We start from the raw sequence: 14,149 nt of genomic DNA, 5'->3' as shown, positions 1-14,149 counted from the left end.
CTCCCCGACCAGCCCCGTGGTCCTCAGTGCATGGCGCCCGTGATGTTGCGGGTGGTGCGGCTGCCAACCGGTTCCGCCCGCTCTAGCATGGAACCTGGGCAAGAGGCCATCGCGTCCATCCTTTGGTGTGCATGTGAGACGCCGCCGGGCCGGTGCCGCCAGCCGCCGCCTCTGAACAAGGCGACCTTCTCAGTGGGCGCGTACCGCCCGCGCGGAGGCGCCGCATCCGGCGAAGCGCAGGAACGCCAGGACAGACTGGAAGGGAAAATCCATGCCCACCACACACCCACCGGACTTCGAGCACGCCATCGACAGTGCCAACATCTGGCTCAAGGCGGTGTCGGAAGCTCTGGAAACCGAGGACCGCCACGTCGCCCACCGGATCCTGCGCACCTGGCCGCACACGTTGCGCGACAGGCTCACCGTCGACGTGGCCGCCCACCTCGCCGCGCAGCTCCCCGAGCTGCTGCGAGGCGCCTGCTACGACGGCTGGGACCCCAGCGTGGTACCGGTCAAGTACGACCGCGAAGGCTATGTGAACCCCTTCGTCCAGGAAGGCAAGGTCACCGCCGAGGACGTCCCTCGGATGGTCGCCGCGGTCACCACCGTCGCACACGAGCACGGCTCGCCCGGGCACCTGGAGGCGGCACTGGAACAACTCCCGCACGACATCCTCGCTTTGCTCGTCCAGCCGACCGCCTGACCGGGCCGCTGCCCGGGCGCGGAGGCAGATGCTGCCGAGAGCAGGGATCAAGGTTGCAGATCCAGCATGTAATGAACACGCCGCGGGTCGGCGTACTTGCGACGGAGTCTGTCGAGGATGCGGCGCGGCACATGGCCGATGCCAGCGTTGGTGCGCGCGTCACCTTCCCGTGGTGGCCGAAGGGCGCCTTATCGGCATGATCTCCTTCGACGACCTGTTTTGGCAGCTGACGCAGGAACTGGCGGACCTGGCGGCCCGCGCGCAAACGCATCGGCGCATACAAAGGCGCATACGAGAGAGGAGGACCACCCGATTCTGCGGGCCCGAATCAGGCGATGCACGGTTTCTCTCCGCTTCCCTCGCGCCATCGGCCCCGGCGCGACCGCACAAGTAAAGAAGCAGCGGGGAGGCGGAGGTGAGCCGGCGTCCACCGCGAGACGCGTAGGCAGGAAGGAGGCGCGACGATGACCGCCCAGCACAGCACCGTCAGTGAGGTGATGACACGAGATGTCGTTACCGTCCGACCGGACACCCCGTTCAAGGAGATCACATCCGTCCTGTCCAGCCACGGCATCAGTGCCGTGCCCGTGGCCGACGAGCATGGTGGGCCGATGGGGCTGGTGTCCGAAGCCGATCTGCTCCGCAAGCAAGCCGAACAGCCCGAAAAGTACGGGGAGCGGGCAGCACCCCCCGGGTGGCCGCACGAGAAGGCCAAGGCGCGCGCGGAGAACGCCGCCGGGCTGATGACCACCCCGGTGGCCACAGCTCACGCCGACTGGCCGGTCGCCCGGGCGGCCCGTGAGATGGACCGCCACCACGTCAAGCGACTGGTGGTCGTGGACGAGACGGACCACATCATCGGCATCGTCAGCCGCCCGGACCTGCTGCGCGTTTTCCTGCGCCCCGACGAGGAGATACGCGAGGAGATACGCAACGAAGTACTCACAGCGATACTGCGGCTGAGCGGAGAGGAGGTGCAGGTCCAGGTTCACGATGGCGTCGTCACCCTCCGTGGTGAGGTCGAGAACCGCAGCACCGCCCAAATCGCCGAACGGTTGTCAAAGGGCGTGGACGGGGTGGTCACCGTCAGGCCGCTGATCGACTACACCATCGACGACACGGCCGCCAAGGACTGACCACCGCCACGCATCGAGCCCATCGACCCCCGCCGCGGCGATACGTGGGGGCTGGGCGCGGGCGTGTGGCGGCTCCGCGCCCGGTGGCGTGTCCGCAGCCCGGAGTGCTCTTCCGTACGCGGGCGGCCGGGCCGGGGATCCCATGTCAGGTGCGCAGTAACAGGTCGGCACAGCCGGACAGCGTGGTGAGCTGCGGCGCGTCCTCGTCGTCGCTGCGGATACCGTGCGTTCGCCAAGGGGCTCGATGAAGCTGAGGAAGTCCAGCGAGTCCATCTCAAGAGCGTCACGGAAGGTGTCGTCGTCGGCCTCCAGCGTGGGCAAGCCGGCGTCGGCAATGACGTAAACGATCGACTCCTTGACTACATGCGGTGCATCAGTCCTGTTCACTGCTGCTCTGGGTTCTGCGAGAGGCAGCCGCTCCATCGCGGTGGCCATGTCGCCATGGCTTCCTTCGCCATGACGGCTGCCCTCCGCTCCACAGGCACTCGCCCAGCCGGTCCAAGGTCACCAGAACCCACCGGAGCCGCGTTATCTCCGGTTACCGGGAACGCTGAATTGTCCGCCTTGCGGCGTGACCAGCGCAGAGGCTGCCGGGCTGTATCGAGCTGCCTGCGAGGTCTCTTCGACGCGTGGCTGATTCCTTCGTTCGGGGACCCGAGGCAGTCCCCCGGCAGCACGAGTGGTCTCGACGGGCGACACCGGTATCGACGCTGCCGAGCTTCACGACCTTGGAGACGCGCAGGACCTTCCCGGCCGCGTCCAGCGCCCGCACCTGGAAGTAGGGCCCTCGGTTTGTGGTCGGGGTTGTCGTCTCGAACCCGGACCGCATGGCGTGCTCGACGACCACCGACAGCGAATCGGCGTCCGGTCCGGCGAGCACCTGCCATGCCCTCGTCGGCGTTGAGCCGTTCCAGGACGCGTAGACGACGGTATGCCCGCCCTCGGTCCGTGCCGCCGCGCTCGGCGGATAGCACGGCGTCCCGGTCCAGGTGTTCCGGTACGCGCGGTAGGAGATGTCGGAGCCGGGCATCTTCGCGTCGTAGAGGAGGTTCTTCGAGCCGTGGTTCTCGGAGTTCCCGGCGTCCGCGTATTCCGAGTAGTACGAATTCTGGCCCCAGCCGATGAATTCGTTCCCGTTGGGGAGCGCCTGGGTGTTCCCCTGGGACGCCGAATACAGCGGCGGCTCATGGTAATTCGTTCCCCAGCGGATCTTCCCGTTGCTCCTGGAGACGTCATAGATCGCCCACATGTTGCGGGACGAGATCAGCACCTGGCCGTCGGGCCCCTCGTCGATCGAGTTCAGGTGGTATGCGTCCCAGACGCCCGCGCGCTGACGGTGACCATCCCGGCCACCAACAGGGTGCCCAGGCCGAGCGCCGACAGTGATCGCGTCAGTGTCCGCGGCATGGATGCCTGTCACTGCCGTGGTGTACCGGCTGGGTCGTCGGGCTCGGTGCGGAGGTGGCTCGTGACATCGACGACGCCGTCGACGCTCTCGGACAGGCGCAGCGCGATGGGGATGAGGCTGTCCTGCGGCACGGTGCCGCTGAGCGTCACCCGTCCGTCGGTGACCTGGACGGTGACCGCGCCCGGGGCCAGGCCGAGGGTACGGGTCAGGACATCTGTCGTGATCTCCTCGCGGATCGCCGGGTCCCGCCGCAGGAAGACGTGGAGCAAGTCACCACGGCTGACGATGCCCACCAGCCGACCGACGTCGTCTACGACGGGCAGCCGTTTGACGTGGTGGAGGGCCATGGCGCGGGCTGCCTCCACGACCGACCACTGCGGGCGCGCCGTGACGGCCGGGCTGGTCATCAGCCCCTCGGCGGTCAGCGCGTGGGCCTTGGCGCGTTCCACGGGCAGCAGCTGCGCGGTGGGCAGATGTCCGCCTGGATCCGCCTGGCTTTCCTGTTTGCGCAGCAGGTCCGCCTCGGACACTACGCCGATCGGTCGGCATTGGTCATCGACGACCGGTACCGCGGTGATGCTGTGTTCCGCGAGGTGCTGGACGATGTCCTTGAAGCCTGTGTTCCGCCGCACACTCACAACGGCCGTGGTCATGAGGTCTCCGACCATTTGATGCAGCATGTCTCCCTCCGCGGGGCTCGCGGCACAGGTCCCTTCTCCACTGTCCGCCCCTTGGGGAGCCCCCGCACTGTCTACGCGTTTCGGGCGGCGACGGGGAGAGGCGTGTCGGAGTGGGGACGGGGGCGCGACGCTGGCCGACGGGGTGCTGACCGTTACCCTCTCCAAGGCCCACGCGGCCGAACCGCGGCACATCCAGGTCGCCCCAGTCTGAGCCGCGGCACCGGCGCAGCGGTGGGGCGAGCGATGTCGGCCAGCGGGCGCCGGAGTCATCGGCCCCCGCTGGACGCCCCCGTACACAGTCCGGGAGGCGATGCGGGAGTGGCTGGCTGGCCGGCCTGCGTGCAGACGCGGGCATGCCTACCCCACCGCTGGCCTCCTCGGCAGCACACACCAGCGGGGCCAAGGCCCCGGTCGGGGCCCGATCATGAACCGCTCCGGCTCGGGACGGCCATGTCGAACGGCTTGCCGACACCACGCCTGAATACGCCAATCGCCGTGCTTCACCGGGCTTGGCGGCGCACGGCAGTGGTGGTGAACGCCGCAGTGCCCCCGGCTGTGGCCGCCAGCAGCACGTATCCCCATGTGTAGTCGTCCGTGGCTCCATAGATGGCGCCCATGACCAGGGGAGGGAAGAAGCCGCCCAGCCCCCCGGCTGCCCCGACGACACCGGTGACCGAGCCGACGCTCTCCGGAGGCACGAGGCGGGCGATGAGCGCGAACACGGCTCCCGACCCCGCGCCAAGAGCGGCCGCCATACCGAGGAAGGCGAGCGTTCCGACCGGGATCAGCGGCAGCTCGAAGGAAGCCAGGAGGGCGAGTGCGCCCACGGCCGCGTACGCGGCGATGAGTACGGGAACGGGGTGCAGCCGGTCGGAGAGCCATCCGCCGACCGGGCGCATGGCGACCGCGAGGACGACGAATCCCGCGGTGCGCAGGGCCGCGTCGGACCGGCCGAGGCCGTATGCGGTGGTGAGGTACGTGGGCAGATAGACGCTGAAGGCGACGAACCCGCCAAAGGCTACGGCGTAGAGGAAAGCCAGCTGCCTGGTAGCGGCCATCCGCAGGGTCGCTGTGGTGCGCGTGAGCATTGAGCCGGCCGCCACGGCACGGTGGGGCTTGTCACGAAGGAGAAGGCGGGCCGCGAGGGCGTATACAGCCAGGAGGCCGGCGACCAGGTCGAAGGGGAAGGCGCGCCCGACGGCGTCGGCCAGCTGCACGGTGGTGAAGGAGGACAGGGCGGTGCCGCCGGTGCCGACGCCGAAGATCCCCAGCGCCAGTCCGCGCCGCTCCGGCGGGTACCAGGCATTGACGAAGGGCACCCCGACCGCGAACGCCGTGCCGCCCAGACCGAGAAAGAACCCGCCGATGAGCACTTCGGCCAGCGAGCCGGCCAGATGGCCGAGGTAGAGAACAGGCAGCACGGTGAGGCCCGCGACGAGCGGGAACATCCGACGGGCGCCGACCCGGTCGGTAAGAGCGCCCACGGGGATCCGGCCGAGCGACCCGACGATCACGGGTACCGCGACGACGAGGGACTGCTGAAAAGAGGTCAGGTCCAGGTCGTCCCGGAGAGTCGGGCCGAGTGGCGCCAGCAGCGCCCACGCCCAGAAGCACAGCATGAACCCCACCGTGGCCAGGGCGAGCATCCGCGTGGACCCCGAGGATGCCGCCTTCTCACCTGGCTGTGGTGCTGACGCGCGGCTCAAGGGAACTTCTCCTTCCCGCAACGGATTGCCCCGTGCTTAGGCATCGCTCCCGATGCTGGTGCGTGACCACCCGACCATCCGTGCGACGCGCCCGCAGCTGAGGGTGAAGCTGTCCAGCACATTGAGGCGGCCCGTGAAGTCGCTGTCGAGCCGGAATCGTACGAAAACGGAATGAATGGGTAACTTGGACGGCCAGGTGTCCCATGGCACGCACCCAGGCGAGGTGACGATCGTGGCAGACAGCAATACCCCTCGAATGTCCGTCGGTGGTAGCGGGCACTCGTACGACGGCACGGCTTCAGACGCCCTGCTGCGTGCCGGCCGCTTCTTCACACGGCGCGAGGTCTCACCCGACCGACGGGCGGTTTTTCTGAAGGGCGGACGGGAGGGCGACGTCTTCTACCGGGACCGGTGGAGCCACGACAAGGTCGTACGGTCGACGCACGGTGTGAACTGCACTGGATCGTGCTCGTGGAAGGTCTACGTCAAGGACGGGATCATCACGTGGGAGAGTCAGCAGACGGACTATCCGTCGGTCGGCCCGGATTCACCGGAGTACGAACCGCGTGGCTGCCCGCGAGGGGCGGCGTTCTCCTGGTACACCTACTCGCCGACGCGGGTGCGTTTCCCGTATGCGCGCGGGGTGCTGGCCGAGATGTACCGGGAGGCCAAGGCACGGCTGGGCGACCCGGTGCTGGCGTGGGCCGATGTGGTGGGTGACCCGGAGCGGCGCCGTCGGTATCAGCGGGCTCGCGGCAAGGGCGGCCATGTTCGGGTGTCGTGGGGCGAGGCGGTCGAGATGGTGGCCGCCGCGCATGTGCACACGATCAAACGGTGGGGCCCGGACCGGATCGCGGGCTTCTCGCCGATCCCGGCGATGTCGATGGTCTCGCATGCGATCGGGTCGAGGTTCATCGAGCTGATCGGCGGGTGCATGACGTCGTTCTACGACTGGTACGCCGATCTGCCGGTCGCCTCCCCGCAGGTGTTCGGGGACCAGACCGACGTGCCGGAGTCCGGCGACTGGTGGAACGCCGCGTACCTGATCATGTGGGGCTCGAATGTCCCGGTCACCCGTACGCCTGATGCGCACTGGATGGCCGAGGCCCGCTACCGCGGCCAGAAGGTGGTCGTGGTGTCGCCGGACTACGCCGACAACACCAAGTTCGCCGATCAGTGGCTGCACGCCCAGCCGGGGACGGACGGCGCTCTGGCGATGGCGATGGGGCATGTGATCCTCACCGAGTGCTTCGTCGGGCGCCGGGTGCCGTTCTTCGTGGACTATGTGCGGCGCTACACCGATCTGCCGTTCCTGGTGACGCTGGAGGAACGGGCGGGGAGCTTGGTACCGGGGAAGTTCCTGCGCGCGTCCGACCTTGGCGAGGTGTCCGAGGGAGCGGAGTGGAAGACGGTGCTTGTCGACGGCCGCACCGGTGAGCCGGTCGTCCCGATGGGGACATTGGGCGAGCGGTGGACCGACTCCGGTGTCGGCCGCTGGAATCTCGACCTCGGTGACATCAGTCCGCAGCTGACGCTGTTCGGGGAGGCTTCGCAGTCCGTCGAGGTTCTGCTGCCACGTTTCGATACGACGGAGGAGACCGGTTCCGTACTGAGCCGCGGCGTCCCGGCGCGTCGCATCGGCGGTCGGCTGGTGACGACGGTCTTCGATCTGATGCTCGCGCAGTACGGCGTCCCGCGTGACGGTTTGCCCGGCCAGTGGCCCGTCGGCTACGACGACGCCGAGCAGCCCTATACGCCCGCATGGCAGGAGGAGCACACCTCCGTCCCGGCCGCGACGGTGATCCGGGTGGCCCGGGAGATGGCGCGCAGCTCCGAGCGGTCCGGAGGCCGCACGATGATCATCATGGGGGCCGGGATCTGTCAGTGGTTCCACGGGGACGCGACCTACCGGGCGATCCTCGCGCTGCTCATGCTCACCGGAGCCATGGGCCGCAACGGCGGTGGCTGGGCCCACTACGTCGGCCAGGAAAAGTGCCGGCCCTTCACCGGCTGGTCCACGCTGGCGATGGCCACCGACTGGCAGCGTCCGCCCCGGCAGATGATCGGCACGGCGTACTGGTACACCCACACCGACCAGTGGCGCTACGACGGATACCGCGCCGACGCGCTCACCTCACCGCTGGCCCGCGGCGACCTCGCGGGCATGCACACCGCCGATGCCCTTGTGCTGTCCGCGCGGCTGGGCTGGATGCCTTCCTACCCGCAGTTCGACCGCAACCCTCTCGACGTGGCGGACGAGGCCGCCGCGGCGGGGGAGGTTCCCACGGAGTACGTCGCCCGCAAACTGGCGGCGGGCGAACTGGGCTGGGCCTGCGAGGACCCGGACGCCAAGGAGAACTGGCCCCGGTGCCTGACCCTGTGGCGGACCAACCTGCTCGGCTCGTCCGGCAAGGGCAACGAGTACTTTCTCAAGCACCTGCTCGGGACGCACTCCAGCCTGCGCGCGGAGGAGACACCGCCAGGCCGTCGTCCCCGGGATGTGACGTGGCGCAACGAAGCGCCGGAAGGAAAGCTCGACCTGCTGCTGGCGATGGACTTCCGGATGACCAGCTCCACGCTGCTCGCCGATGTCGTGCTGCCTGCCGCGACGTGGTACGAAAAACACGACCTCTCCTCGACGGACATGCACCCCTTCGTCCACGCGTTCAACCCCGCGATCGACCCGCCCTGGGAGACGCGCTCCGACTTCGCCGCGTTCACCGCCATCGCGCGCCGGTTCAGCGAGCTCGCAGGGGAACACCTCGGGGTGCGGCGCGACGTCGTGGCCGGCGCACTGCAACACGACACCCCGGGCGAGACCGCTGGGGCCATGGGCACCGTCCGCGACTGGCGAGGCGGCGACGTCGCCCCTGCCCCCGGCCGGACGATGCCGGTGCTCACCGAGGTGACGCGGGACTACGGAGCGGTCGCCGACAAACTCGCCACGTTGGGTCCGCTTGCGGAACAACTGGGGCTGACAGCCAAAGGGCTGACGTTCCGTACCGACGAGGAGGTGGAGCACCTTGCCCGGGTCAACGGGGTGATGCTCGGCGGAGCGGGCGACGGCCGGCCCGCCCTGGACACCGACACCAAGATGGCCGACGCCATCCTCGCCCTTTCCGCCACCACCAACGGACGACTCGCGGTCCAGGGGTTCAGCACCATCGAACAGCGCACCGGGCGACCGCTCGCCCACCTCGCCGCGGGCAGCGAGGAGCGGCGGATCACCTTCGCCGACACCCAGGCCCGGCCCGTCCCGGTCATGACCAGCCCGGAGTGGTCGGGCAGCGAGACCGGCGGGCGGCGCTATGCCGCCTTCACCACCAATGTCGAGGAACTCAAGCCCTGGCACACCCTCACCGGCCGGATGCATTTCCTCCTCGATCACGACTGGATGCACGAATTCGGCGAGACGTTGCCGATCTACCGCCCGCCGCTGGATATGCACCGGCTCTTCGGAGAGCCCGAGATCGGCCCGGACGGCGCACGGCAGGTCACGGTCCGCTACGTGACACCGCACTCGAAGTGGTCGATCCATTCGGAGTACCAGGACAACCTCTTCATGCTCTCGCTCTCCCGCGGCGGCCCGACGGTGTGGATGAGCCCGGCCGACGCCGCGGCGATCGGCGTGCGCGACAACGACTGGGTCGAGGCAGTCAACCGCAACGGCGTGATGGTGCTGCGCGCGATCGTCTCGCACCGCATGCCCACCGGCACCGTGTACGTCCACCACGCCCAGGAAAGGGTCGTCAACGTCCCCGTCGCCGAGACCAGTGGACGGCGCGGCGGGATCCACAACTCTCTGACCCGCGTCCTCATCAAGCCCACCCACCTCATCGGCGGCTACGCGCAGTTGTCGTTTGCCTTCAACTATCTCGGCCCGACTGGCAACCAGCGCGATGAGGTCACGGTGATCCGCCGCCGCTCCCAGGAGGTGACGTACTGATGCCCGCGCGTGAGCCGATCGGGCGCTGCATGGCCCAGCTGGCCATGGTGATGAACCTGGACAAGTGCATCGGCTGCCATACCTGTTCGGTCACCTGCAAACAGGCGTGGACCAATCGCAGCGGCGTCGAGTATGTCTGGTTCAACAACGTCGAGACCCGGCCCGGCCAGGGCTACCCGCGACGCTATGAGGACCAGGAAAGGTGGCGGGGCGGCTGGGTCCGCACCCGCGGCGGCCGCCTGCGGCTCAAGGCGGGCGGGCGGTTGCGCAAGCTGCTCACCATCTTCGCCAACCCCCTGCTCCCCAACATCCGTGACTACTACGAGCCCTGGACCTACGACTACGAGAACCTCACCACCGCGCCCCTGGGGGCCGACTTCCCCGTGGCGCGGCCGAAGTCGCTGATCTCCGGCGAGCCGATGCGCATCGAGTGGAGCGCGAACTGGGACGACAGCCTCGGCGGAGGGGCCGAGACCGCGGACCACGACCCCGTCGTCGAGCGCATCCGCCACGAGGCGGAGGAAAAGGTGCGCTTCGCCTACGAGCAGGCGTACATGTTCTACCTGCCGCGCATCTGCGAGCACTGCCTGAACCCCTCGTGCGTCGCATCCTGCCCCTCGGGCGCGCTGTACAAGCGGTCCGAGGACGGCATCGTGCTCGTCGACCAGGACCGCTGCCGAGGCTGGCGGATGTGCGTGACCGGCTGCCCTTACAAGAAGGTCTACTTCAACCACCGCACCGGCAAAGCCGAGAAATGCACCTTCTGCTACCCACGCGTCGAAGTGGGGCTGCCCACCGTGTGCTCCGAGACCTGCGTGGGACGGCTGCGCTACATCGGCCTGCTTCTCTACGATGCCGACCGTGTCGGGGCGGCCGCAGCGGTCGCCGAGGAGAAGGACCTGTACGAGGCCCAACTGGGTCTCATGCTCGACCCCTCCGACCCGCAGGTGATCGCGGCAGCGCACCGGGACGGCATCCCCGACGACTGGCTGGAGGCGGCCCGGCGCTCTCCAGTCTACGCCCTGGCCAAGAACTACCGGGTGGCGCTCCCTCTTCACCCGGAATTCCGCACGATGCCCATGGTCTGGTACATCCCGCCGCTGTCCCCGGTCGTTGACGCACTGACTACCACGGGCCACGACGGCGAGGACGTCGACAACCTCTTCGGCGCCATCGATACCCTGCGGATTCCGATCGAGTACCTCGCCGAACTGTTCACCGCCGGCGACACCGCACCCGTGCGCCGGGTACTGCAGCGCCTGTCGGCCATGCGGTCCTACATGCGGGCCATCAACCTCGGTGACCCGCCCGACGAACGGATCGCCGCGGCAGCCGGGATGACCGGACAGCAGGTCACCGCGCTGTACCGGCTGCTCGCCATCGCCAAGTATCACGACCGCTACGTCATCCCCACCGCCTACGAGGCAGAAGGCCGGCAGCTCGAAGAACCCGGCTGCAGCCTCGACTACGAAGGCGGCCCCGGGATGTACGACAGCGGGCCATTCGGCGAAGCGTCGGGCCGACCGGTACCCGTGTCCATCGAAACCTTCCACGCACTCAAGGAACGGCAGACCACCGGCGGCATCGCCGACCCACAGCGACCAGGCGCGCGGATCAACCTGCTCAACTGGGACGGCAAGGGCCGCCCAGAGGGCCTGTTTCCGCCGGGGCGCCAGCAGCCCGGCAACGAAGGTGGGGAGCCATGATCGCCGAGCGCCACTCCGCAGTGATCTGCCAGGCAGCGTCAATCCTGCTGCAGTATCCCGACAAAACCACGCTGGGCCGGATCCCGCTGGTCACCGAGGCCGTGGCCGCCCTGCCTCCCGGCGCGGCACACACGGCGCTCGCCCGCTTCCTCGACCACCTCGCAGCCACACCGCCGCGCGACCTCGCCGAGACCTACGTGGCCACCTTCGACCGGCGCCGCCGGTGCTGCCTCTACCTGACCTGGTGGACCGACGGCGAGACCCGCCGCCGCGGCCACGCCCTGGCCATGCTCAAGGACCGCTACCGGGAGGGCGGCCTCGAACTCGGCAGCGAAGAGCTGCCCGACTACCTGCCGGTCGTTCTTGAGTACGCGGCGACCGGCGACCTGTCGGACGGGCTCGCGCTCCTGCAGGAGCACCGGGCCGGGATCGAGCTCCTCCGGCTGGCGCTGCAGGACGTGCGCTCGCCCTACGCCGCCGTGATCGAGGCCGTGTGCGCAACTCTGCCCGGACCCTCCCCGCAGGAGCGGGCCGCCGCTCAGCGCCTGGCCCGGACCGGACCACCTCAGGAGAGCGTCGGCCTGGAACCGTACGATCCGGCGCCGTCGGGAGGTGCACGCCGATGAGGGGTCTCGACGTCCTCCTGTGGGGCGTCCTGCCGTACGTCTCCCTCGTGGTCCTCGTCGGCGGCACCGTGTGGCGGTATCGGTACGACCAGTTCGGCTGGACCACGCGCTCCTCCGAGCTGTACGAGTCGCGGCTGCTGCGCATCGGCAGTCCGCTCTTCCACTTCGGCATCCTCGTGGTGGTCATCGGCCATGTGATCGGGCTGGTCATTCCGCAGAGCTGGACCTCGGCGGCGGGCCTGTCCGAGAGGATGTACCACGTGCAGGCGCTCGTGCTCGGCGGTGTCGCCGGCTTCGCCACGCTCGTCGGCGTGGCGATCCTGGTCCACCGTCGACGCACGAGCGGTCCGGTGTTCATGGCGACGACGCGGAACGACAAGGCGATGTACATCGTCCTTGTCGCGGCCATCGTCGCAGGACTCGCCACCACCCTGCTGGGCGCGGGTGTGGTCGGCGAGGAGCACAACTACCGGGAGACCGTCTCGCCCTGGTTCCGTTCCGTCTTCACGCTGCGGCCGGACATCGGCGCCATGGCCGCCGCTCCGCCGTCCTACCGGCTGCACACGCTCCTGGGCATGTCGCTCTTCGCCATCTGGCCGTTCACCCGCCTCGTGCACGCCTTCACCGCGCCCGTCGGCTATCTGTTCCGGCCGTACATCGTCTACCGGTCCCGCTCGGCCGGCGCCCGGTCACGGGTACCGCGGCGCGGCTGGGAAGGTCCCGGCTCGTAGCGCGACGCGGCAGACCAAGCCGGATGGATTGCCGCGGACGTAATCGGGCGATACATCCCGAAATGCGGTTTCGTGGGGCCCTGGGCGACGACTTTCGCACCCACAGGGCCGTGTTTGACCAGCAGCGATGAACAACCGAGCCCCACACGACTCCGAGCGGGCGAGCAGGGCAAGCCATCGGAGGGTCTGGCAGGCGAGCAGGTAGATCAGCCGTATCACCACGATCGGCATGCTGCTTCAGAACGGCTCGCGGCCTGCTGAGCTCTGGCAGATCCGAACCAGCAGGTCAGCCCGGGTGACATAATTCCCGGCAGCCACACGCCCCGGCCCTTTGCGGGTGAAGGCACTTGAGGCGAATCTCAAGGAGGGCGAAGATCCGTGAACAGGCTCCCACCTGCGCGGATGATTTATCGGCACCCGCAGACGGAGAACTGCGGAAGTCCATCGCGGCCGCGTCACCGCTCCAACGCCTGGGCACACCGGACGACATCGCCGAAGCGGTGCTCTTCCTCACCGGTAGCGGCCGTTGGGCCAACGGTCAGGTGATCTATCTCAACGGCGGTGCCATCTGATCAGGAGAGCATCGGTCCGTTGGTCACCTGTCTGGGTGACGTGCGGTGCTCAACCGGCCCGCCGTGCCGTGTCCGCCGCACGGGCCGCTTCCCGGTTCAACGGCGACATACCTGCCGCCGCCCGGAACCGCTCAGCGAAGGCACTGCGGGACAGCGCCGCCGCCCGTTCTTCAGTCCCGGTAGTCGGGAGCCATGCGCTCCAAAAGGCGAAGAAGGGCGGCCCAGGCCAGATCGTAGGCATCGTCGTCCTGGTAGTCCGACCCTCCTGTCTCTCCGTTGAGCTGGCGTGCCGTGTAGTCGCACACCGCCGGATCGGGCAGGACGACGGCGCTGCCGCCCGCCTGGGCCTCGACCTGGATCTGGCAGGCCTTGTCGAGGTAGTACATTCGCAGGAACGCCTGCGCCGCGCTGCTGCCGACGGTGAGCAGGCCGTGGTTGCGCAGGATCATCACGGGGTGGGTGCCGAGGTCGTCGACGAGGCGTTTCTGCTCGTCGAGATTGAGCGCCACCCCCTCGTAGTCGTGGTACGCGACGCGGTTGTAGAACTCCATGGAGATCTGGTTGAGCGGCAGCAGGCCCTCGGACTGTGCGGCGACGGCGCAGCCTGAGCGGGTGTGGGTGTGCAGCACGCACTGGGCGTCGGGCCGGGCTTTGTGGACGGCACTGTGGATGACGAACCCCGCGGGGTTGACGCGATGAGGCGTCGGGTCCACGGCGTTGCCGTCGAGGTCGATCTTGACCAGGTTCGAGGCGGTGATCTCCTCGAAGAGCAGGCCGTAGGGGTTGATCAGGAAGTGGTGGTCGGGCCCGGGCAGGCGCAGCGAGATGTGCGTGAAGATGAGGTCGGTCATTCGGAAGTGCGCGACGAGCCGGTAGACCGCGGCGAGTTCGCGGCGGAGGAGCAGTTCCTCTTCGGTGATGGTGTCGGTCACTGG

10 protein-coding genes and 1 pseudogene are annotated in these 14,149 nt (G+C 68.6%); 7 read left to right on the top strand and 4 right to left on the bottom strand.

Annotated features, from left to right (window positions below; genetic code table 11):
* Positions 1-271: 271 nt before the first annotated feature.
* Together ACH4U7_RS23205 and ACH4U7_RS23200 are read left to right on the top strand one after the other, a co-directional pair.
* Positions 272-703, top strand: a complete 432-nt coding sequence (locus ACH4U7_RS23205) for a DUF2267 domain-containing protein (protein WP_398529748.1) — start codon at positions 272-274, stop codon at positions 701-703.
* Between the two features lie 464 nt (positions 704-1,167).
* On the top strand, positions 1,168-1,839 hold the full coding sequence (locus ACH4U7_RS23200) for a CBS domain-containing protein (RefSeq protein ID WP_398529747.1): 672 nt from the start codon (positions 1,168-1,170) through the stop codon (positions 1,837-1,839).
* A 538-nt stretch (positions 1,840-2,377) separates the two neighbouring features.
* On the opposite strand, the gene ACH4U7_RS23195 is transcribed toward ACH4U7_RS23200, so the two are convergent.
* From ACH4U7_RS23195 to ACH4U7_RS23185, 3 genes are all read right to left on the bottom strand, one after another.
* The gene (locus ACH4U7_RS23195) at positions 2,378-3,259 is read right to left on the bottom strand and encodes an arylsulfotransferase family protein (RefSeq protein ID WP_398529746.1); all 882 of its coding nucleotides are present in this window, start codon (positions 3,257-3,259) and stop codon (positions 2,378-2,380) included.
* Positions 3,256-3,927 carry a CBS domain-containing protein gene (locus tag ACH4U7_RS23190; RefSeq protein WP_398529745.1) on the bottom strand — a complete coding sequence of 224 codons (672 nt, stop codon included), beginning with the start codon at positions 3,925-3,927 and terminating at the stop codon, positions 3,256-3,258. The genes ACH4U7_RS23195 and ACH4U7_RS23190 overlap by 4 nt, the downstream gene beginning before the upstream one ends.
* A gap of 500 nt (positions 3,928-4,427) precedes the next feature.
* On the bottom strand, positions 4,428-5,573 hold the full coding sequence (locus ACH4U7_RS23185; protein ID WP_398529823.1) for an MFS transporter: 1,146 nt from the start codon (positions 5,571-5,573) through the stop codon (positions 4,428-4,430).
* Between the two features lie 316 nt (positions 5,574-5,889).
* Between ACH4U7_RS23185 and ACH4U7_RS23180 the strand changes: the two genes are divergently transcribed.
* The 5 genes and pseudogenes from ACH4U7_RS23180 to ACH4U7_RS23160 form a co-directional block, all read left to right on the top strand.
* Positions 5,890-9,579, top strand: a complete 3,690-nt coding sequence (locus ACH4U7_RS23180) for a nitrate reductase subunit alpha (RefSeq protein ID WP_398529822.1) — start codon at positions 5,890-5,892, stop codon at positions 9,577-9,579.
* The gene (gene narH / locus ACH4U7_RS23175; protein ID WP_398529744.1) at positions 9,579-11,285 is read left to right on the top strand and encodes a nitrate reductase subunit beta; all 1,707 of its coding nucleotides are present in this window, start codon (positions 9,579-9,581) and stop codon (positions 11,283-11,285) included. Before ACH4U7_RS23180 ends, narH begins: the two co-directional genes overlap by 1 nt.
* Entirely contained in the window at positions 11,282-11,911 is a 630-nt protein-coding gene (gene narJ / locus ACH4U7_RS23170; RefSeq protein ID WP_398529743.1) for a nitrate reductase molybdenum cofactor assembly chaperone, read from the top strand. The genes narH and narJ overlap by 4 nt, the downstream gene beginning before the upstream one ends.
* A complete protein-coding gene (gene narI / locus ACH4U7_RS23165) occupies positions 11,908-12,642 on the top strand; it encodes a respiratory nitrate reductase subunit gamma (protein ID WP_398529742.1) in 735 nt (244 codons plus the stop codon). The genes narJ and narI overlap by 4 nt, the downstream gene beginning before the upstream one ends.
* 428 nt (positions 12,643-13,070) lie before the next feature.
* Positions 13,071-13,214, top strand: a pseudogene (locus tag ACH4U7_RS23160) (SDR family oxidoreductase); the annotation flags it as partial.
* 170 nt (positions 13,215-13,384) lie between these two features.
* On the opposite strand, the gene ACH4U7_RS23155 reads toward ACH4U7_RS23160, so the two are convergent.
* Positions 13,385-14,146, bottom strand: a complete 762-nt coding sequence (locus ACH4U7_RS23155) for a class II aldolase/adducin family protein (RefSeq protein ID WP_398529741.1) — start codon at positions 14,144-14,146, stop codon at positions 13,385-13,387.
* Positions 14,147-14,149: the final 3 nt, after the last annotated feature.

The sequence above is a fragment of the Streptomyces sp. NPDC020845 genome (assembly GCF_044334165.1).
Lineage (GTDB): Bacteria > Actinomycetota > Actinomycetes > Streptomycetales > Streptomycetaceae > Streptomyces.
Note: the sequence above shows the minus strand (reverse complement) of the source record. Positions and strands in the feature narration are given on the sequence as shown.